Source organism: Methylolobus aquaticus (genome assembly GCF_054172105.1).
In genome coordinates, this window is sequence record NZ_JBSYXP010000008.1 from 1 (window position 1) to 19499 (window position 19499).

At 65.0% G+C, this 19499-nt stretch carries 12 protein-coding genes; 11 read left to right on the forward strand and 1 reads right to left on the reverse strand.

The genetic code is table 11. From position 1 onward, the window contains the following. From ACW73L_RS12025 to ACW73L_RS12035, 3 genes are all read left to right on the forward strand, one after another. A partial coding sequence (locus tag ACW73L_RS12025; RefSeq protein ID WP_498922279.1) for a thioesterase domain-containing protein occupies nt 1-1090 on the forward strand: 1090 nt, incomplete at its 5' end. A 58-nt stretch (nt 1091-1148) separates the two neighbouring features. Further along, a complete protein-coding gene (locus ACW73L_RS12030) occupies nt 1149-3083 on the forward strand; it encodes a fused MFS/spermidine synthase (protein ID WP_498922281.1) in 1935 nt (644 codons plus the stop codon). 528 nt (nt 3084-3611) lie between these two features. Further along, nucleotides 3612-4514 (forward strand): hypothetical protein, encoded by a 903-nt coding sequence (locus ACW73L_RS12035; protein ID WP_498922282.1) that lies wholly within the window; start codon nt 3612-3614, stop codon nt 4512-4514. A gap of 90 nt (nt 4515-4604) precedes the next feature. Here ACW73L_RS12035 and ACW73L_RS12040 read toward each other — a convergent pair whose 3' ends face one another. After that, nucleotides 4605-6845 carry a heavy metal translocating P-type ATPase gene (locus ACW73L_RS12040; RefSeq protein WP_498922283.1) on the reverse strand — a complete coding sequence of 747 codons (2241 nt, stop codon included), beginning with the start codon at nt 6843-6845 and terminating at the stop codon, nt 4605-4607. A gap of 176 nt (nt 6846-7021) precedes the next feature. Between ACW73L_RS12040 and ACW73L_RS12045 the strand changes: the two genes are divergently transcribed. The 8 genes from ACW73L_RS12045 (at nt 7022) to ACW73L_RS12080 (ending at nt 19467) form a co-directional block, all read left to right on the forward strand. Continuing rightward, nucleotides 7022-7390, forward strand: a complete 369-nt coding sequence (locus tag ACW73L_RS12045; RefSeq protein ID WP_498922285.1) for an HMA2 domain-containing protein — start codon at nt 7022-7024, stop codon at nt 7388-7390. 143 nt (nt 7391-7533) lie between these two features. Further along, nucleotides 7534-8514, forward strand: a complete 981-nt coding sequence (locus ACW73L_RS12050; RefSeq protein ID WP_498922286.1) for a hypothetical protein — start codon at nt 7534-7536, stop codon at nt 8512-8514. 187 nt (nt 8515-8701) lie between these two features. Continuing rightward, nucleotides 8702-10219, forward strand: a complete 1518-nt coding sequence (locus ACW73L_RS12055; RefSeq protein ID WP_498922287.1) for an efflux transporter outer membrane subunit — start codon at nt 8702-8704, stop codon at nt 10217-10219. Further along, nucleotides 10216-11412: an efflux RND transporter periplasmic adaptor subunit gene (locus ACW73L_RS12060; protein ID WP_498922288.1), complete on the forward strand. Its 1197-nt coding sequence runs from the start codon at nt 10216-10218 to the stop codon at nt 11410-11412. The genes ACW73L_RS12055 and ACW73L_RS12060 overlap by 4 nt, the downstream gene beginning before the upstream one ends. After that, a complete protein-coding gene (locus tag ACW73L_RS12065) occupies nt 11409-14570 on the forward strand; it encodes an efflux RND transporter permease subunit (RefSeq protein WP_498922289.1) in 3162 nt (1053 codons plus the stop codon). The genes ACW73L_RS12060 and ACW73L_RS12065 overlap by 4 nt, the downstream gene beginning before the upstream one ends. A 98-nt stretch (nt 14571-14668) precedes the next feature. Continuing rightward, entirely contained in the window at nt 14669-16327 is a 1659-nt protein-coding gene (locus ACW73L_RS12070; protein WP_498922291.1) for a multidrug ABC transporter permease/ATP-binding protein, read from the forward strand. 137 nt (nt 16328-16464) lie between these two features. Further along, a complete protein-coding gene (locus ACW73L_RS12075; RefSeq protein WP_498922292.1) occupies nt 16465-17001 on the forward strand; it encodes a hypothetical protein in 537 nt (178 codons plus the stop codon). A 213-nt stretch (nt 17002-17214) separates the two neighbouring features. Continuing rightward, nucleotides 17215-19467 (forward strand): TonB-dependent siderophore receptor, encoded by a 2253-nt coding sequence (locus ACW73L_RS12080; protein ID WP_498922293.1) that lies wholly within the window; start codon nt 17215-17217, stop codon nt 19465-19467. Nucleotides 19468-19499: the final 32 nt, after the last annotated feature.

The following is a 19499-nucleotide window of genomic DNA, read 5'->3' on the forward strand; positions in this document are numbered from 1 at the left end:
GACCGAAGCGCAGCTGGCGGCGATCTGGCAGGAAGTCCTCGGCCTCGACAGCGTCGGCGTCAGCGACAACTTCTTCGAACTCGGCGGCCATTCACTTCTGGCCCTGCGCTTGGTGTCGGCCATCAACCAGCGCCTGGGATGGACTGTTGCCCTGCCGCAGTTGCTGCAGTTTCCGACGATCCAGGGGTTGATCGAGTCCACACGAGCCGAACGACCCTCACCTCTGGTGCCCTTGAACGGGTCGGACGATGCGCGCCCGGCGCTGTTCTGTTTCCCGCCGGCCGGTGGCACGGTTTTCCCATATCTGCCACTGGCCCGCGCCCTGGCCCCGCATCGACGGGTTTACGGGCTCATGTGCCCGGGCCTGTTCGAGTCCGAGTGGCAGCCGGCGTCGCTGCTGGAGATGGCGCAAGATTATGCGTGGCGAATACAGGAGGTTCAGCCGCAGGGCCCGTATTGTCTGCTCGGCTGGTCGCTGGGTGGCGCATTGGCCATGGCCGTGGCTCATCTGCTCGAGCAGGCCGGGGCGCAGGTGGCGTTCCTGGGGCTCGTGGACAGCTATGCACCGGGATTCGACGAGAGCGCCGACGAGGAAGCTGGACCGGATGTGTCCTCGTTCGGGGTTTTGCTTGAATTGATGCGCGAGATCTGCCCGGACTTCGACGCCGAGAATCTGGGAGTGCAGTTCGGTAAAGGGCTCGAAGAAACCGTTTCGGAACAGGCGAGGGCTGCCGCGCTGGCGGCGGCGCTGCGGAAACACGCATCGGGAGGGGAACTGGCAGCATTGGGAAACCTCGATCCATCGCGCGCGGTAATGGTCATGCAGCACCTGAGCCGTCTGGCGCCGGGGTTCCAGCCCATGGGTCTGCGGGTTGCGCCGCATTGCTGGTGGTCGCAGGAGGCTGTCGGGCTGGGTCACCACGCCGAGGATGTACTGGCGGAGGGATGGGGTCGCCCGGCCGCCTTCAGCGCCCATGTTCCGGTGGATCATCTGGCGATCGTTCGGTCCCCTGAATTGCTCGCCGCGCTGTGCTCGCTGCTGCAGGAAGGGGCTCCCGATCCGCGCATCCGATGGAACGGGGCGCCATGACATTTGCGCCACCGGACTGTGACCACTCACGCCGGCCGATTGACTGGAACTGGGTTGAATGATGCTGACCGGGTTGTTGTATGTGATCTCGTTCTTCGGCGGCTTCCAGATCATGCTGCTGGAGGTGTGCGGATTTCGGATGCTGCAGACGAACCTGGGATCCTCGGTGGTCGTGACCGGAACGCTGCTGACCCTGGTGATGGTGCTGTTGTCGGGCGGCTACTATGCGGCTGGCCGGCTGAGCGGGGTGGGGGTTCGCTTGCTGCTCGTTCTGCTGTTGCTGGGGACCGTCTACACCCACGTCTGCAACGTGCTTTACCCGGAGGTGTTCGCTGCCTGGGGTCTCGACTTGCGGGACCGCTTGTACGGTGATCCGGTGCTGGAGTCGGGCGTGCCGGCGGCGTTTCTGTCGCTGGCGTTGTACGGTCCGCCGGTTGTTGCGATGAGCATGATCTCGCCGGTGCTGATCCGATTGCGGACCGGCGATGGGGCGGGGGATGCCGGGCGCAGTGCCGGGTTCTTCATGGCCTTGTCGACGGTAGGCAGTATCGTCGGCACGATGGTGGGTTCGTACTGGCTGATTCCGTTCCATGGAGTCACGGTCACGGTGGCGAGCGCGAACGCGGTCTTCGCGTTCATTCTGGCGGTTGGCTATGTACTGACGGGCGGGGCGAAGTGGGTCCGGGCGTTGGTTGGGCTGGGGGCTCTCGCCATCGGGTGGTCGTCCTATGTCGCCGTGGAGCGGGATGAACCGCCCCCGGGCGTTGTGTTCGAACGGGATTCGTTCTACGGTAGCCTGCGCGTCGTCGCGACGGAGGACGACGCTGGCCGCCGGCTGCTCGAATACCAGCCTTCGCGGGTCTACACGCATTCGGTGCTATACCCGGACGAACCATTGCGGGAAATAGCGGGACTCCAGTACCTCGTTGCGCCCGCGTCGCGGCCGCCACGCGAGATTCTGGTGCTGGGCTCGGCCGCCGGGGGCGTGATCCGGCAGATCGAGCCGATTTTTCCCGACGCCGCGGTGACCGGCGTCGACATCGACCCGCTCGTGAACACCGTGGCCCGCGATCAGTTCCAGGTGGATCCACGACGGGTCACGCTGGTGACGCGGGATGCGCGCGTGTTTCTGGATGAAACCTTCCGGACCTACGACCTCATCATCGTCGATCTGTTCTCCGGAGAGTTCATTCCCCCGCATTGCATCTCGGTGGAATTCTTCCGGCTGGTCAGGGAGCGCCTGGCGCCTGACGGGACGCTGTTCGTGAATACCAACATGAACGATGTTCCCTACGACGTTCCCCGAGGGGTGGAACCGTTCCGACCGATCCGTCACTTGCAGAGCACGCTGCTGGCGGCCGGCTTTCCCGCCCAGTTCGAGAACCGGTTCTTCCATGCGGTACATGCCTACCCCTATCCGATGTCCGAGGATCACTTCATCGGGGAACTGGAGCGGTATTTCCGGAATGTCGACGAACCACAGGCGGTGCGCGTGGCCGCCGGGCTGGCGGCGTTGGTTTCCGCCGCGGTGCCGGCCGGGCGCGAGCGCTATCGGCCGTTCACCGACCGTTGGGTCCCCACGCCGCTGATCGAACTGAAGAGCAACGAGCAGCGCATCTACGCCGCGCTGGGGCGAACCGCTGCCGTGGACAGCGCGGCCGATCCGGCTGCGGCGCAACTGTTGCGGCAGATTCTCGATGAAGGCGAACGCCTCGGCTATTTCACTGCATTGCGCGATCCCGCGGCACTGGTGGCGCGCCTCGACGGATGGGCCGGCTCGCAGCAGCCGGTCACGCGCAGTTGGGCGGCGCGCTTTCTTCGCTTCTCGCCGGAAATGCCACCTGACGATGCCGCCGGAGGGCGGTCGCCGCTCGCGGCACTGGCAAGCCGCTACGCCTTGCTTTACCGGCTCGCCCTGGCCAACGATTACGAAGCTCTGCTGGGACCGGTCGGCGTGCTGATCGAGGCTTTCTCCGGGGCTAAGGCCCGCTGAGACGGTCGCCCGCCTTTCTCCGCGGCCGCCGCGCCGGGTTTCATTCGGTCCACCGATTCCCAGGGACTGGAATCGGCTTTCGGGTTCCCTCAAACCCCCGCGACGCATGCCGTTGGTTGCAGTGAGAGGTCTATGGACCCCTTCGCGGCGTCGCGGGCCGCTACCGCCTTGAATCGAAGCAAGACGATATCCAACCCGCAGCAGCGCGCGGCGGCATCCTGCAGGCACTTCCCATTCCCCTCGTTCTCCCGCCCGTGCGCCCAGGCCGCGTTGCCGGAACTGTGCCCCGGCATTCGGCCGTGACGCTGCCGCTTGTTGCGGCGGGCGGGAAAAATTCCCAAGAGCCGCGGGCCATCCTGAGAGCGGTTTGACCAGGGCCGACTCTGTGACACAATAGAAACGCGAACGATTCGCAATTGCGTAAAGATCCCAAGGGAGTTCTAAACGCATCCACAACCCGGCTGTATGCCCGTCCTTCCGGTAAGGTCGGCGCGATATCGGCTCACAACACTACTCAGGACTTCGTGTATGAAAAAAAGCCAACTTGCTGACGCCTCGTTGAATCATGGGCCGGACTTCGCGCTGCGACCGATGCTGCTCGCGCTGACGGCGGCCGCCGTGCTCGCCCCCGGGGCCGTTTCGGCTGTCGACGTCACCAAGACGTTCACGAATGCGCATCCCATCCGCATCAACGATCTGTGTGCGGACCCGGACGCGGAGAAGTGCATCGCGCTCTTGGACCTCTACAACGTCCGTGAGACTGTCGGTACGCAGCCGGTCGCCAAGGCAAGCCCCTACGGCAGCAAGATTACGGTCAAGGAGCAAGCCTTTCCGGCGGGCGCGAAGATCAAGGACGTCAATGTGACCCTCAGCGGGATTACCCATTCCCTGATCGACGATGTGGACGTGCTGCTGGTGGCACCGAACGGCCAGTACGTGATGCTGATGTCGAACGTAAGCGGGTCGACCGCGTCCCCGGGTACGTCGCCGGCGGTGCAGAACCTGACCTTCGTGTTCGACGATTCGGCCGCGCTGCCGCTGCCGAACTCGACGCGGAACGATGGCCGGCTGACCTCCAGCCCGACCAGTGAGTTGTACCCGATCGTCTATGACGAGTGGGTCAACGTGTGGACGGACCCGACACCGCGCACCTTCAAACCGACCGACTACGATCCGAGCAGCCCGCTCAGCGTCGACGACCTCGATCAATTCCGCGAGCCGGCACCGGCAGGCCTGATCACCGCAGGTTCGGTGGTCGATATGACGACCCCGGAGATCGCGGCGCAGAAGGTCGTGACCTCGGGTCCGCGCCTTGGCGTATTCAATGGCGCATCGCCGGCCGGCGAGTGGAAACTTTACGTGGTCGACGACTTCTTCTGGTATGACGGCGAAATCAAGGGCTGGAGCCTGGAGATCACAGCCGCACCCTGATCCGCCGCTGCACGCTGGTTTGGGGGGAACCCGGAACGCCATTCCGGGCACAGGGATGTGATCAAGTCGCCGGCTTGGCCGGCGACTTGCCTATCGGCTGACGTTCGTCATGCCGCCACCGCTCACACTGCTTGCTGTGGGCACCAGGTCGAGGCCAACCCTCGCAGCATCCCCTTTGGGACGCTGTCCGGTCCCGGCTCCGATTGCGACGCCCTGCCGCAGTGAGCGCACCAGAATCGCCAGGGTCGTGCCGTTGTGCAACAACGCCGCAGCGATCGGGGGCAGCCAGCCGAGCGTGGCACCCAGCAGCAACGCGGAATTGACTGCCAGGTCGGCGGCGAAATTGCTGTCGATGACGCGCCGCGTTTCTAGCGCGATGTCTCGGGCGATGGTCAGGCCCTCCAGTCCTTCCCGCAGCATCAGCACGTCCGCCGCCTCGCGGCACAGCAGTGTGCCGTCGGTCATGGCAATCCCGACCTGGGCGCAGACCAGCGCGGCTGCGTCGTTGACGCCGTCCCCGATGAACATGATCCTGTGCCCTGCCGACTTCAGGGCCTCGATACGGTTTGCCTTCTCTTCCGGGTTCAGCTCGGCATAAACGGAATCGATCGGCAGCTGCGACGCCAGCGCCTGGGCTTGACGCAACGTGTCGCCGGTCAGCATCACCACCCATTCGATACCCGAGGACCTGAGCCGGGTCAGCGTGATCGATGCCTCTTCCCGGACCTGGTCGCGCAGCGCAATCAAGCCCACCAGCCGCGTGTCTTCGGCAACGTAGAGCAGGGCATTGCCCCCGTTGATCAGCGGCTCGATCGAACTCTCGTGCGAACCGAAGTCCACACCCTCGTGCGCCTCCAGGTAATGTCGGCTGCCGATCTGTACCGATTTGCCTGCGATTCGGGTGTTCAGTCCGTGTGCAACCACATACTCGACGTCGCCATGATCGACGTGCCGATAACGACCGTCTCGATGGGCATGACCCGTGACCGCGTTGGCGAATGGGTGGCGACTGTGTTCCTCGACCGAGGCCACCAGCGCCAGCAATTCGTCGTCGCTGCGCTCCGCCGTTAGCGACACGATCGCCGTGATCTCCACCCGGCTGCGGGTCAGGGTGCCCGTCTTGTCGAATACGGCGGTGTCGGCCTCGGCGAGACGTTCCAGCGACTGCGCGCCCTTGAACACCAGCCCCGCGCTTGCCGCCCGATGCATGCCTGCAATGAATGCCAGCGGGGTCCCCAGTTTCAGCGCGCAGGAATAGTCGACCAGGAAGACAGAGACGGCCCGACGAGGATCGCGGGTCAGCGCGAACATCAGGCCACCCAGCACGAAGGTCAGGTAGACGAGCCGGTCCCCCAGGCGCTCAGCGAGCCGCTGGCTCTCGGCCGGCCGTCGCAGCGACTGCTCGATGACCCGGCCCAGGCGGGCCGTAGCCGTTTCGGCCCCGACTCGAGAGGCCCGCACCACCAGGCGTCCCTCGGCGACCACTGCGCCGGCCAGCACCGGATCGCCGGGTTCCTTGCGGGCCGGCAGGCTTTCTCCAGTCAACGAGGACTGATCGACCAGCGCCGACCCGGCGACGACTTCACCGTCGACCGGAATTGGATCGCCTGCACCGACAACGACGCGGTCGTCTTCACGCACATCGGATGCGTTGACCCGTATCAGGGCCCCGTCCCGCTCGATCCAGCAATGTTCCGGCGGTCGCTGCAGCAGTTGCCTCAGCAGCCCTTGTGCCTGGTGTTCGGCACGGGCTTCCAAATAGGCCCCGGTCTCGATCAACACGTGCGTCGCGCCAGCGGTGAAGTAGGCGCCCTGAGCGGCGGCCACACCCACTGCCAGGGCATCCAGAACCTCCACCTTGATGCCGCGATCCAGCAGTGTGACGACGCCCTTGTAGAGACTGGGGCTGACGGTCGCCCAACCGATGACCGCCTTGAGCGGCAGGGGGAGTAGTGACGAAGCCAGCAGTGACAGAATGCCGGCGAGCAGGGGGGCGGGATTGGGATCCCGTGACGGTTCGATCGTGTCGGCTGCATCGGCGCGCAAATAGGGGTAGGGCGACAGGCAGGAAAGACGCTCGATCAGCGACGACCGGGTCTCCGGATGTCCGTCGTACTCCGCCAACACCGAGCGGGCCCGAAGATTGATCCGCACCGCCGTGACGCCTCCGAAGGACAGCAGTTCGGTTTCCAGCAGGTCTGCGGCGAAGCCGGGTAGAGCGAGGGCTGGAAACCGCAATCGCAGCCGGCGAGGAAGTTCGTGCGCGATCGTGACATGGCCGATCGCCGGTCGCAGGGCGGCTTCGCCGGGTTGATTGTTGTGCCAGACCATCGTCGGCTCACCGCTCGTTACGGAGGCGTCTTGCGGAACCTCGCTGTCATGCCGAGAGCGTAGGGGCAGGTGGCTCCCCGCGCAAGCCCGTCCGCCGGTGAGACTTGCTCTGCGCGATTCTTGCCAGTACTATCAAATGACAATAGGTCTCATCCGTCTCAGCGAGGGCTGCAAAGGTGGCAGAAGCAATACATCACATCCCTGGGCGCTTGCGCCTCCGGTCGGCATTGACCCGCAACCATCCCGACCGGGCCGAGGGGCTGGAAAGACGCTTCCGCGCGATCGACGGTGTCCTGGCGACCCGGATCAGTGAGCGCACCGGTAGTCTGACGATACTGTACGATCCCCACCGGCTCCGGACGGAGGATCTGAGCCAGGTCATGGAGGAAGTGGGGACCGTGCCGCGCGCGAGTGCCCCGGCCAGTCCCCGACGTGCCGCGACGGCGGCCAAGGCGGGCGAGATGTTCGGCAAGGCGGCGTTCGACGTGTTCGTTGCCAAGGCGCTGGAGCGTTCGGTCGTCTCCCTGTTGGCTGCCTTGCGGTAGCCATGTCAGGCTAGGCGCATGCGTCGTCCGGGCGGGCCGGCATGGCGAGCCTCGCGCGACTCATGCGGAGCACAACCCAGGTGGGTAGAATGTCAGCCTTAGTGCTACTCACGCGCCTTCCCCGCATATGCTCCATCGGGGTCGTGATCGCAGCCTTTGGCGCCATTGCGTCGCTGCCCCTGGCGCCGCCGGATGCCGCGGCCCATGGTTACGCCGGCAAGCGGATTTTCCCCACCACGTTCGAGGTCGACGACCCCTTCGTCATGGACGAGTTCTCATTGCTGGGCAGTTATCTCCGGGAGGCGGGCACGGCCGAGGTGCCGGCGCTGCTCGGTACCGGAGTCGCTCCCGACTATACGGCGCGGATCAGCGGCTTGTGGGGAGTCACGCTCGGCGGCGAATTTCGCCGTGTGGAACCGGATGGCGGCGATGCCTTTCACGGTTTCGGCAACGCTCTGGTCGGTACGAAGTATCAGTTCTTCACCAACCACGAGCATGAAGCCATCGCATCGATCGGTGTCGACGCGTCGATCGGGAGCAGCGGTGATCCGCGGGTCGGCGCCGATCCTGTAACCGTACTCTTCCCTACGCTCTTCTTCGGCAAGGGTCTCGGCGACCTGCCGGAATCTGCCGGGTATTTGTGGCCGTTGGCGGTGACGGGTGCATTCGGTGGTGCGTTCCCGGTCAGCGGTTCGGCCGTGCGGCCGGACAGTGGCACTGGCGTTCGAAGCAATCGCAATCCGACCAGATTGAACTGGGGAATCACCATTCAATACAGCATCCCGTACTTGCAGGCCTATGTTGAGGACCAGGGCTGGCCGGCCCCGTTCGACTACCTGATCCCGGTCGTCGAGTTGGCCGCGGAAAGTTGCCTTAACGCGGCGTGTGGCGGCGAAACGAATGGGACCGTGAATCCCGGACTGATCGGGTTCGGTGACTACATTCAATTGGGGGCGGCGGCACAGATTCCGATCAACCGCCGCACCGGCTCCGATATCGGGGTGCTGGCCCTGTTTCACCTGTTCGTCGACGACCTGCTCGACGATCATCATCACCCCCATGAGCACGACAGTCCGCAGCTGAGACTGCCGCTGTCGGCAGCGGGCCGGGAAGCAGCGCATTGACGGGCCATCGGACGTATGAGCGAGCGGCAACAGTTCGCACGGCACGGGTTTTCCGAACCTCGATCGGTCCGGCGTGGGGAGGGGGCGCTGCGCCAGAACGCCGACCAGTTGCGGACGTTAGCAGCAGCCCGGCATTTTTCGTATCGTGAGGATCAAGGCGTGTTGGCCGGAGTTTGAACGCTCGTCCATGAGCTGTGTCACGGCAAACGGGCGGGAGTGCCGTCCCGACGGTGTTCCGACAGGCCCCACCTGGTTTGCGGTCGTGCTGCACCATGGGCTCGCGCGACCTCCTGCCGCCTGGATCACCGCAGGAGCCTGCCAGGGCTTCCGCCGTTCCCTGGGGGTCGCCGTAACCGTCGGCCTGTTGTCGGCCTGCGCGGAGGCGCCGGATCGCCAGCCGGTGGTGACTGCCGGCGGAGTTCCGCAGCGCTGGACGGCGGTAGCCACGGACGCCGCCGCTTCGTCAGGCCCGGTCAAGCCTTGGCTGGCCACGTTCCGGAGCGTCGAATTGCTGCACCTGGTGCAGACCGCGCTCGCCGGCAACTTTGAATTGAAGGCGCTGGTCGCACGCATCGAACAGGCCCGAAGCCTCGCTGTGATCGAGGGCTCGCGGCGCAAGCCGCAACTCGAGTTCGCGCCGGGCCTGGAACACCTCGGCGTCGGCGGTGGCGGTGCCGGGAGTTTGCAGGGCGGAACGGCCTGGGAGGTTCCGTTCAACATCTCGTGGGAGATCGACCTGTGGGGGCGCATCCTGGCGGCACAGCTGGCAGCGGAAGCCGACGCCGACGCGGTTCAGACCGACGTCACGGCAGCCGTACTCTCGTTGTCGGCGCGCACCGTGCAGAGTTGCTTCGAACTCGCCGAGGCGCGGCAACAGGTGCGTGTCGTCGAAGAGAACATCGCCCAGCGGCGCGCCGTCGCACAGCTGGCGCGGGGACGTTTCAGCCTGGGTTTGAGCGATGGACTGGATCTGAGTCTGGCCCTGACCGACCTGACCGATGCCGAGGCGCTGCTGGCGGACGCCCATAACCGGGTGCAGATCAACGCGCGGCTGCTGCAGGTTCTGCTCGGACGGTATCCCAAGGAAGCGATCAGCGACTGCACCGCGTTGCCCGGGCTGCCTACGCGCCTGCCCGCCGGTCTGCCGGCCGATCTGCTGGCACGGCGCCCGGATGTGGTCGCCGCATTCATTCGCCTGCGCGCCGAGGACCAACGTCTGGTCAGCGCCCGGAAAGCCTTGCTGCCGCGCCTGACGCTGACCGGCTCAGGCGGCACGCAGAGCGCCGCGCTCGCGGATTTCATCGAACCCCGCGGTGCCGTCTGGAATATCGCCGTCGGCTTGGCGCAACCGCTGTTCACCGGGGGGCGACTGACTGCCGAAATCGAGCTCAACGCGGCTCGCGTCGAGGAGGTAACGAACCGCTATCGCGAGACCGTGCTCAACGCGCTGCGCGAAGTCGAACAAAGTCTCGCGGCCGAAGCCTGGCTGCTGGACCGCGAGCGCGCGCTGATTGAAGCGGTCCGGCTGACCGGGATCAGCCATAAGTTGGCGGTGCGCTCGTATCGCAACGGCAGCATCGCAATCCTGACCTTGCTGGATAGCTACCGGAGCACTCTGGCGGCACAAAGCGCGCTGCTCGAGGTGCGCCGCCAGATCCTGACCAACCGCGTCGCGCTGTATCTCGCCCTGGGGGGTGCCGCATGAGCGGACCGGGACGCCGCCGCAAACTCATCGCGCCGCTGCTGGTGCTCGCGCTGGGGGCGACCGCTGCTTACGCCATCATCACGCGGCACCGGGATCTGGAGACCGAGGCGGCCGCGGAGCCGCCTCCAGTCGTGCAAATCCAGATCGTCCAGCCGGAAACCGTGCGTCTCAGCGTGCAGTCGCAGGGGACCGTCGTGCCGCGTCACGAAATCGACCTCGTGACCCAGGTGTCGGGGAAGGTCATCCGGGTGCATCCGGCATTCAGTGCCGGCGGCTTTTTCGAAGCCGACGCCGTGCTGGTCGTCATCGACCCCCGGGACTACGAGCTTGCGGTGACGCGTGCCGAAGCCCGTCTCGCCGAAGCCAAGCGGGTGCTGGCTCAGGAAGAAGCCGCGGCCGAACAGGCCGAGGGCGAGTGGAAGGTGCTGGGGGAGGGTCGGCCCACCGCTCTGGCATTGCATCTGCCCCAGTTGGCCGCCGCGCGCGCCGGCATCAAGGCGGCCGAAGCCGATGCCGTCGAAGCACGGCTGAATCGCTCGCGCTGCGAGCTGCGTGCGCCATTTTCCGGACGCGTTCGGGAAAAGTGGGCCGGTGTCGGCCAATTCCTGAGTGCTGGTGACAAAGTGGCGCGTATCCATTCCGTCGATGTTGCCGAGGTGCGCCTGCCGCTGGCACCCGACCAGATTCCCTATCTCGAGTTGCCCGGCGAACACATCAAGGACAAACGGGTTGCCGGAGCCAAGGTGACGCTGTCGGCCACCTTCGGGCATGAGACGGTGCGGTGGTCCGGGAATCTGGTCCGCACCGAGGGCATTTCCGACGAAGCCACCGGGCTGGTCTATGTCGTTGCGGAGGTCAGGCAGCCCTATGCGCACGGACCGGGGCGGCCGCCGTTGCGTTTCGGCAGCTTCGTGCAGGCCGAGATCGAGGGGCGGGCGATATCCGGGGTGTTCACGCTGCCGCATGGCGCAGTGAATTCGGCACAGGACGCGGTGTTGGTCGACGCGGCCAACCGGTTGCAGATCCGGCATCTGGATGTGCTGCGGACCGAGCCGGGACGAATCCTGATTCGCGGTGGCCTGGCGCCGGGCGACCGCGTCGTCGTGTCGGGCGTCGACCTGCCGGTCGCGGGAACGGAGGTACGGCCGCAGGCCGAGGAATTGCGCGGCGCCGACGCGACCCGAGCGGAATGAACGAACCCCCTCAGATCGAGCCGCCCACCGAACCGGGACAGGCGGCGGCCGGCCGGCGCGCCGTGTCGCCACGACGATCGCTGTTGGCCTGGTTCGCAGCCAACCCGGTCGCCGCCAATCTGCTGATGGCGCTGATCTGGCTGGGCGGCGCCTTCAGCATTTTCGACATACAGAAGGACGTCCACCCGCGCTTTACGCCGCACCGCTTCGAAATCGAGGCCTTGTATCCCGGCGCCGGACCGCTCGAAGTCGAGACGTCGATCTGCGTGCCGCTCGAAGAAGCAGTCCATGATCTGACCGGCGTCAAGGGCATCAACACGACGGTCTTCGAGGGCATGTGCCGGCTGTCGGTGCAGGTGCTGCCCGGCTACGATCGCCAGATCCTGATGGGCGCGGCGCGCGGCCGCATCCAGTCGATCCCGAGTCTGCCCGACGCGGTGGAGCGTATCGATGTGCGGGAAGCCAGCCGTGACGGTGACGACGGGGTCATCTGGGTGGCCTTGTACGGCGCCGCCGCGCCGCTCGAACTGAAGCGGCTGGGGGAGCGTATCCAGGCGGACCTGGGTGCGTTGCCGGGTGTTACGCGAACAGTCGACTATGGCCGGACATCGTATGAGATTGCCGTCGAGGTGATCCCCGCCAAGGCGCTGCAGTATCGGCTCTCGGTCGATGAGATCGCGCAGGCGGTTCGGCGCGCGTCGCTGGACCTAGCCGGCGGCGCAATCAAGACCTCGGCCGGCGAGTTATTGCTGCGCATCAAGGGGCGGGCCAACGAGGCCGAAGGCATCGGGCAACTGGTGCTGCGCACGCAGCCGGACGGCAGCCGCCTGCTGCTCCGCGATGTCGCGCGCATCCGCGACGGCCTGGAGGAAAGCCGGTTCGAATGGCGACACAACGGCCAGACCGCGCAGGGTTGGGAGGTGCATGCCGAACGGAACAGCATCGACGTCGCGCGCCGCGTCAAGGCGTATGTCGCGGCAACGGCCGCCAGCTTGCCGCGCGGCATCCACCTGAAAACCTGGTGGGACGACTCGCTGGCCTTCGAGGAACGCATCCAGACCCTGCTCGAAGACGGCCTGGCCGGCTTCCTGCTGGTTTGCCTGGTGCTGAGCCTGTTCCTGAGCACCCGCGTGGCCTTGTGGGCCGGCCTCGGTATCGTGACCTCGGTGCTCGGCGCGTTGTGGTGGATGCCGATCCTCGACGTGTCGCTGAACATGCTTTCGCTGTTCGGGTTCCTGCTGGCGATGGGCATCCTCGTCGACGACGCGATCATCATCGGCGAGAGCGTCTACAGCGAACAGCAGAGCCACCCGTCGCAACCGCTGCTCGCGGCCATCCGCGGCGTACGCGCGGTGGCGCTGCCGGTCACGCTGTCGGTGCTGATCGCGCTGCTGGCGTTCATGCCGGGTCTCTTTCTGCCTGGCTGGAGCGGCCAGCTCATGCGTCCGATCAGCCTGGTCATGCTGTTGACGCTAGTGTTTTCGCTGGTCGAGGCGCTGTTGATCCTGCCGGCACATCTGGCGGTGCCGCCCCGTTCGTCCACTGTGCCGACCCGCTTCGAACGCTTACGGACCCTGCTGAACGGGTGGCTCGATCGTTTCGTCGCGGTGGTTTACGTGCCGTCCCTTCGCGCGGCGCTGGACTGGCGTTATCTGAGTCTCGCCGGATTTGCCGTGATGATCCTGCTGACCGCGGCGCTGGTGGCCGGCGGCCATGTCAGGCAGTCATTCGAGGCGGACGTGGTCAAGGACTCCTTCTGGGTGCGACTGACCGTCCCGCCGCGGTCGCCGCCGGAAGAGATCCGCCGGCTCGCGGACCGGGTGGAACGGGCGCTGTTCGAACTGGAAGGCGTGCTGCAGACTCGGCTGGGCCTGACGCGGAGCGACGACAACCCCGGAAGCGCCGTTCTGATCGGGCAGGAAACGATGATCTGGGAGCAGGAAGCCGGCTTCTGGCTGGAACTGGCGCCGGAGGCGCGGCAGCGGGTTCGCGTCGAGGATTTCGTCCGGGACTGGCGGCGACGTATCGGCGACATCGGCCGGGCCCGGATCGATTTCATGTACCGGGAAGGGGACGTGCCCTATGACATCCAGCTGAATCTGAGTGCAGCCGACCCCGAGACCTTGGCCCTGGGCACTGCCGAGGTCAAAGGCCGGCTCGGCAAGTATCCGGGTGTTTTCGATGTCATGGATTCCGCTTCTCCCGGCAAGCCTGAACTGCGCCTGAAGCTGAAGCCCGAGGCCGAGCGCATCGGGCTCCGGTTGAAGGACCTTGCCGAACAGGTGCGCCAGGCCTATCACGGCGAGGAAGCACAGCGCTTGCAGCGCGGGCGTAGCGAGGTGAAGGTCATGGTGCGTTATCCACCCGAGTACCGCCGTTCGATCGACCACTTGTACGCCTTGCCGATCACGCTGCCTGACGGCGGGTCGGTGCCCTTGTCCGCGCTCGCCGACGTGGATTTCTCACCCGGCTACTCGCAATTGATCCGGCAGGACCGGCGCCGGGTGCTGGAAGTCGTGGCGCGGGTGGATCCGGAACTGGCGGACGTCAATGCGATCTACCGCGATCTGGAGGAGGCGTACCTGCCTTCCCTGCGCCAGCGCTTGCCGACGCTGAGCATGGATTTCGGCCAGGATCGCCAGGAACAGGACGCCATGCTGAAGGCGCTGCTGCACCATACATTGATCGCGCTCGCGTTGATCTATGCGCTGATCGCGGTGACCTTCCGCTCCTATACGCAGCCGTTGGTGTTCCTGTTCGCCGTCCCCGTGGCCTGGTGCGGCGGCATACTGGCGCACTGGCTCGTGGGGCTGCCCTTGTCGATGGAGTCGCTGGTCGGCATGGTCGCGGCGAGCGGCGTCGTGGTCAACGACAGCCTCGTGCTACTGGATTACATCCACGATAACCGGCACCGCTCGGACGATCTGGGCGCGCTGATCGGCGAAGCCTGCACGGCCCGCTTCCGCCCCATCCTGCTGGCCTTCCTGACCAATTTCGCGGGCTTTCTGCCGACGCTGACCGAAACCAGCGCGCAAGCCCAGTTCCTGGTGCCGATGACGCTCTCGCTGGCGTCGGGGCTGCTGTTCGGCATGGCCGCAAGCCTGTTGTTGACGCCGGTCTGCTACGCGATCCTCGCGGACTTCCGCGTGCGGAACTGACGCGTGCCCGTTCGTCGACACCCGCGGCCGCGACGAGGGGCTGAACCCCGAAGCCTGGCGCCGGAATCATTCCACCACGCCCGTCTCCGTCGTCTGCCATGAATCTCTTCCGACTGATCCTGGAACACTTTCGGGGCACACTGTTGCTCGCCTTGCTGCTCAGCGGCGCCAGCGCCGCGATTGGCGTGAGGGTGATGGCCTTCATCAACGAACACATGATCCAGCAGCCCGCCGTCGATCGCTCCACGCTGATCGAGTTCGGAGCGCTGCTGGCCGGGATGTTTGTCATTGCCTCAATGGCCCAGATCATCATGACGCGACTCGGACACCACCTCGTGTACCAACTCCGTCGCACGCTGGTCAAACGCGTGCTCGACACCGACTGCGAGCGCCTCGAACAATTGGGCACGGCGCGTCTGCTGGCAAGCCTGAACAGCGACACGACGCATATCACCGCGGCCTTCATCTGCCTGCCCAACGCCGTCTACGGAGCGGTTCTGACCGGCGGTGCGCTGGGCTACCTCGCCTGGCTGTCCCAGCCGCTGTTCTGGGCCGTTGCCGGCTGGCTGGCGCTGGCCGTCGCCGTCGGCTGGCTGCTGCTGGCGCGGACGCACCGGCGTATCGAAGCCGGCCGCGAAATTGAAGATCGCCTGTACGAGGACTATCAGGCCGTCATCGACGGACGCAAGGAACTGACGCTCAACCGGGAGCGGGCGCGCAAGGTCTACGACGAGGAGTTCGAACCGCACGCCCGGCAGGGCAGGGACCACGAGATTTTTGCCGATGCCTACGGTGCGCTGAACGAGAACTGGGTCAACGCGATGATCCTGGGGGCGATCGGGCTGAGTTTCTTCTTGGCCCACGCCTACGCGTGGACGGATACCGCCACCGCCGTCACCTACGCGCTGACGATTCTGTTTCTGCGCACACCGCTGGCATCGGCGGTCTCCGCCATTCCCGGGCTGATCGCCGGCAATGTGGCGTTGGCGAAAGTGAAATCTCTGGAACTGCCGCCCTACCTGCCGGCCTTCGCTCCCGGCGCTGAGCCGCTGCCCGCCGACTGGCAGCGGCTTACCCTCGATTCCATTACCTATGTCTATCCGCCGAGCGGCGATGAGTCGGGTTTCACGGTCGGGCCATTGAATTTGAGCCTGGAGCGCGGTGAAACGGTATTCCTGATCGGTGGCAACGGCAGCGGAAAGTCGACCCTGGCTCGTCTGCTGACCGGGCTGTATCGCCCCGCGGGTGGACGGATCCATGTTGATCGGCGGGTCATCGATGACCGCAGCCGCTCCGCCTACCACCGCCTGTTCGCCAGCGTCTATTCCGACTTCTACTTGTTCGATCAATTGCTCGGGCCCGATGGTGAGTCGGCGCGAGGATCGGCCGTCGGGCATTGGCTGGCCTCGTTGCGGCTGCAGCGCAAGGCGAGAATCCAAGACGGCAAACTCATGGATCGCCGGCTTTCCCAGGGCCAGCGCAAGCGCCTGGCCTTGCTGCTCGCGCTGCTTGAGGATCGCCCGGTGATCGTGCTCGACGAGTGGGCCGCGGACCAGGATCCGGCCTTTCGCCGGGACTTCTACACTGATTTTCTGCCGATCCTGAAGGCCGCCGGCAAGACCGTCTTCGCGATCACACACGACGAGCATTATTTCGCCGCCGCCGACCGGGTCCTGAAGATGGATGGTGGGTTGTTGTTCGATGTCTCGGATCAAGCCTTCCCGGCCTCATCGTCTGGCACGGGTGTCGGCTGCTGAATACCGGTTTGCGCGTCGACCTGCCTCGGTTTCGGTCCGTTCACAAGCGCTAGTCATAGCCAAATGCGAATGGCTTGCAACAGCAGTTGTTTCTGTGTACATTTGAGTTCCCCTACAAACAACTGAGGACACGCCCCGTGACACGAACTCTTACGACATCGATTTGCGCTTTGCTGTTGTGCGGTTCGTCCGCCGCAATGGCGACCGGTAAGGCAGCCATCTGTCTTTCGACAGGCCCGGTGGAGAACATCGGGGCGAGCGGCTTCGAAGGTGGAGAGGAAGTCGACCTGCAGCTGGCTTCCCGCTTCTTCACCGTCAACCTGCTGAACAACAGCGCGCACCCGGTGAAGTTCGAGGCGCAGTTCTATCAGATCGACGGTCCGGGCGATTTCGAAGGCGGTACTTGGCCAAAGCCCAAGGTCCTGATTTCCAGTGGTACGCGCGCCTCCGTACCTGCCGGGGCCAACGAATTCCTGAACACCGATACCGGTGACGACGCAGAGCCGGTTTATGGCTATGAGGCCCAGGTCAAGGTCACGCGGGTGGACGGCAAGCCCGTGCATCGCAATCAGTTGCTCGTCACTGGACACGCCCGGTCCGAAGACAAGCTGGCGATCGTTCCCGAACTCCGAGTGATCAACAAGGAGTGGACCGAAATTCCCTGCACGTGGTGACTCCGTCGCGGGAATAACCGGGGTGATTTCACCCCATGCTACGCATAGCACTCCTTATGTGTCGCCTTGAATGGCCTCCGTTGGTCATGCGCTCGCGGAGGGAACGCGAGGCGACACGCTTTTTGCGAAAGGGTGTCACGGCCCCGTTGATCGGGAGGCCCAGGGCCTGATCTGAACCGGCAAAGAGTCGCGATGACAGAACGAGCAAACAAGTTGAAACGATGTGTCGGCGTCCCCGCTCTGGTGCTCGGCGCCGTCAGCTTGACGGCGATCGGTGCGGAGCCGCCTGCCGCGGGTGCAACGCCCCCGGCGACCGCCTCGACACCGGAGAAAAAGCCCAAAACACCTGCCGACAGCAAAAAGCCGGCCGCGAACGCATCCACGGGAGGCGCCGCGCCGGAGACCACACTCGAGGCGGTGACCGTGGTCGCGCCGACCGGGCCGGCGGACGAACCCGTCGAGACCTCATGGGGCCCCGTCAAGGGTTATGTCGCGCGCGAGAGCAGCACGGCCACCAAGACGGATACCCCGCTGATCGAGACGCCCCAGTCCATATCCGTCATCACGCGCGACCGCATGGAGGCGCAGAAAGGGCAGGCAATCGAAACCCTGCTGGGCTATACCGCGGGCGTCCGTTCCACGGCCTTCGGCTTCGGCAGCGTCTACAGCGGTTATCTGATTCGTGGTTATCAGCCCACGTTCTTCCAGTTGTTCCGCGACAACCTGGTCCAGTACGGACAGATGCAGCCCGAGCCCTACGGTTTGGAACGCATCGAGGTTCTGCGCGGGCCGGCATCCGTGATGTACGGGGAAGGCAATCCGGGCGGTCTCGTCAACATGGTCACCAAGCGCCCGACCAGTGCGCCGCGCTATGAAGTCGAGATGAACGGCGGCAGCTGGAATTGGGTGCAGGGCATGGCCGATCTCAGCGGTTCGCTCGACAAGAACGGGGATTGGCGCTATCGCTTCGTCACCAAGAATCGTGGCGCCGACACGCAGATGGACTTCGTGGAGGACAACCGCGTCTACATCGCGCCTGGCCTGACCTGGCAGCCGAGCCAGGATACGTCCATCACCTTCCTGGCGAATTTCCAGAAGGACACGTCGAAGTTCGCGACGCTGATGCCCGCGCGCGGCACCTTGTTCTCGAACCCCAATGGCAAGATCCCCACGAGCCGTTTTCTCGGCGATCCGAATTTCGATAACCGCGTGTTGTCGACCTACCAGCTCGGTTATCTGCTGGAGCACAAGTTCACGGATGACCTGATGGTTCGCCAGAACGTGCGCTACCAGGACGTCGACATCGACTACCGCTTCACGTTCGGCTACGGCCGTTTGCGCAACGGCGCCACGACCTGGCAGCGCGAGTCGGACATCACCCGACGCAAGGTGGGCGTGTTCGCGCTGGACAACCAGTTGCAGTATCAGTGGGACATGGGGCGGGTGCGCCAGACCCTGCTCGCCGGTATCAACTACAACGACATCAGCGACGACTTCAACGGAAGTTTCCTGGACAACACCCCGATCAATATCTTCAACCCGGTGTATAGCACCGGCTCCTTGGGGCCTGCTACGCCGTTTTCCGACAACCGACAGACCATCACCCAGCTCGGGCTCTATTTTCAGGACCAGATCAAGATTTCGGATCGATGGATCGTCACCGGGGGCGGCCGTCAGGACTTCGTGCAGAGCGACTTCGCCAGCACGGATTTTTTCGTCGAGGGACAGCCCAGGACGAAGACCAGCGAGAGTCCCCGGGCCTTTACCGGTCGCGCCGGCATGCTGTACCTGTTCGATTCGGGGGTCGCGCCGTACTTCAACTATTCGACCTCATTCAGTCCGGTGCCGGGCGCGACCCGCCAGAACGAGCCTTTCAAGCCGGAGACCGCCGAGCAGTACGAAGTCGGTGTCAAATACGAGCCGGTCGACTGGAAGGGACTGTTTACCCTGGCCCTGTTCGACATCAAACGCAACGGGGCGCTGACTCCGGACCCGAACGACCCCAACTTCTCCGTCCAGACCGGCGAAGTGCACACCCAGGGTATCGAAGTGGAAGGTGTCACCACCTTGACCGACGGTCTGAACCTGGTCACGAACTACACCTATCTGAACCCCCGCAACACCTCCACCAACGATCCGAGGCAAGGCCCGGTGCCGCAGGACGTGGCCAAACACATGGCCTCGCTGTGGGCCGAGTACAAGGTATCCGGAGGGGTGCTCGACGGGCTCGGCGTCGGCGCCGGAATGCGCTACGTGGGTTCGACCCTGAACTTCAACAACCGGCTGACCATCCCCGACTACACGCTGATGGATGCGTTGTTGTACTACCAGTTCGATCATTGGCGGGTGTCCGTGAATGCCAACAACATTCTCGACAAGGTCTTCGTTGCCTACTGCGGCGATATCGAGACCTGTGCCTACGGGGAGCGCCGCTTCATCCTGGGGAGCGTGCGATACACCTGGTAGCCCGCCGACGGCGCTGGCCCGGACGGCCCGTA

Excerpts from the sequence above, each read along its gene's own strand:
- ACW73L_RS12060 (WP_498922288.1), top strand. The coding sequence starts at position 10,216 with ATGAGCGGACCGGGACGCCGCCGCAAACTCATCGCGCCGCTGCTGGTG.
- ACW73L_RS12065 (WP_498922289.1), top strand. The coding sequence starts at position 11,409 with ATGAACGAACCCCCTCAGATCGAGCCGCCCACCGAACCGGGACAGGCG.
- ACW73L_RS12055 (WP_498922287.1), top strand. The coding sequence starts at position 8,702 with ATGAGCTGTGTCACGGCAAACGGGCGGGAGTGCCGTCCCGACGGTGTT.
- ACW73L_RS12070 (WP_498922291.1), top strand. The coding sequence starts at position 14,669 with ATGAATCTCTTCCGACTGATCCTGGAACACTTTCGGGGCACACTGTTG.
- ACW73L_RS12040 (WP_498922283.1), bottom strand. The coding sequence starts at position 6,845 with ATGGTCTGGCACAACAATCAACCCGGCGAAGCCGCCCTGCGACCGGCG.
- ACW73L_RS12035 (WP_498922282.1), top strand. The coding sequence starts at position 3,612 with ATGAAAAAAAGCCAACTTGCTGACGCCTCGTTGAATCATGGGCCGGAC.
- ACW73L_RS12030 (WP_498922281.1), top strand. The coding sequence starts at position 1,149 with ATGATGCTGACCGGGTTGTTGTATGTGATCTCGTTCTTCGGCGGCTTC.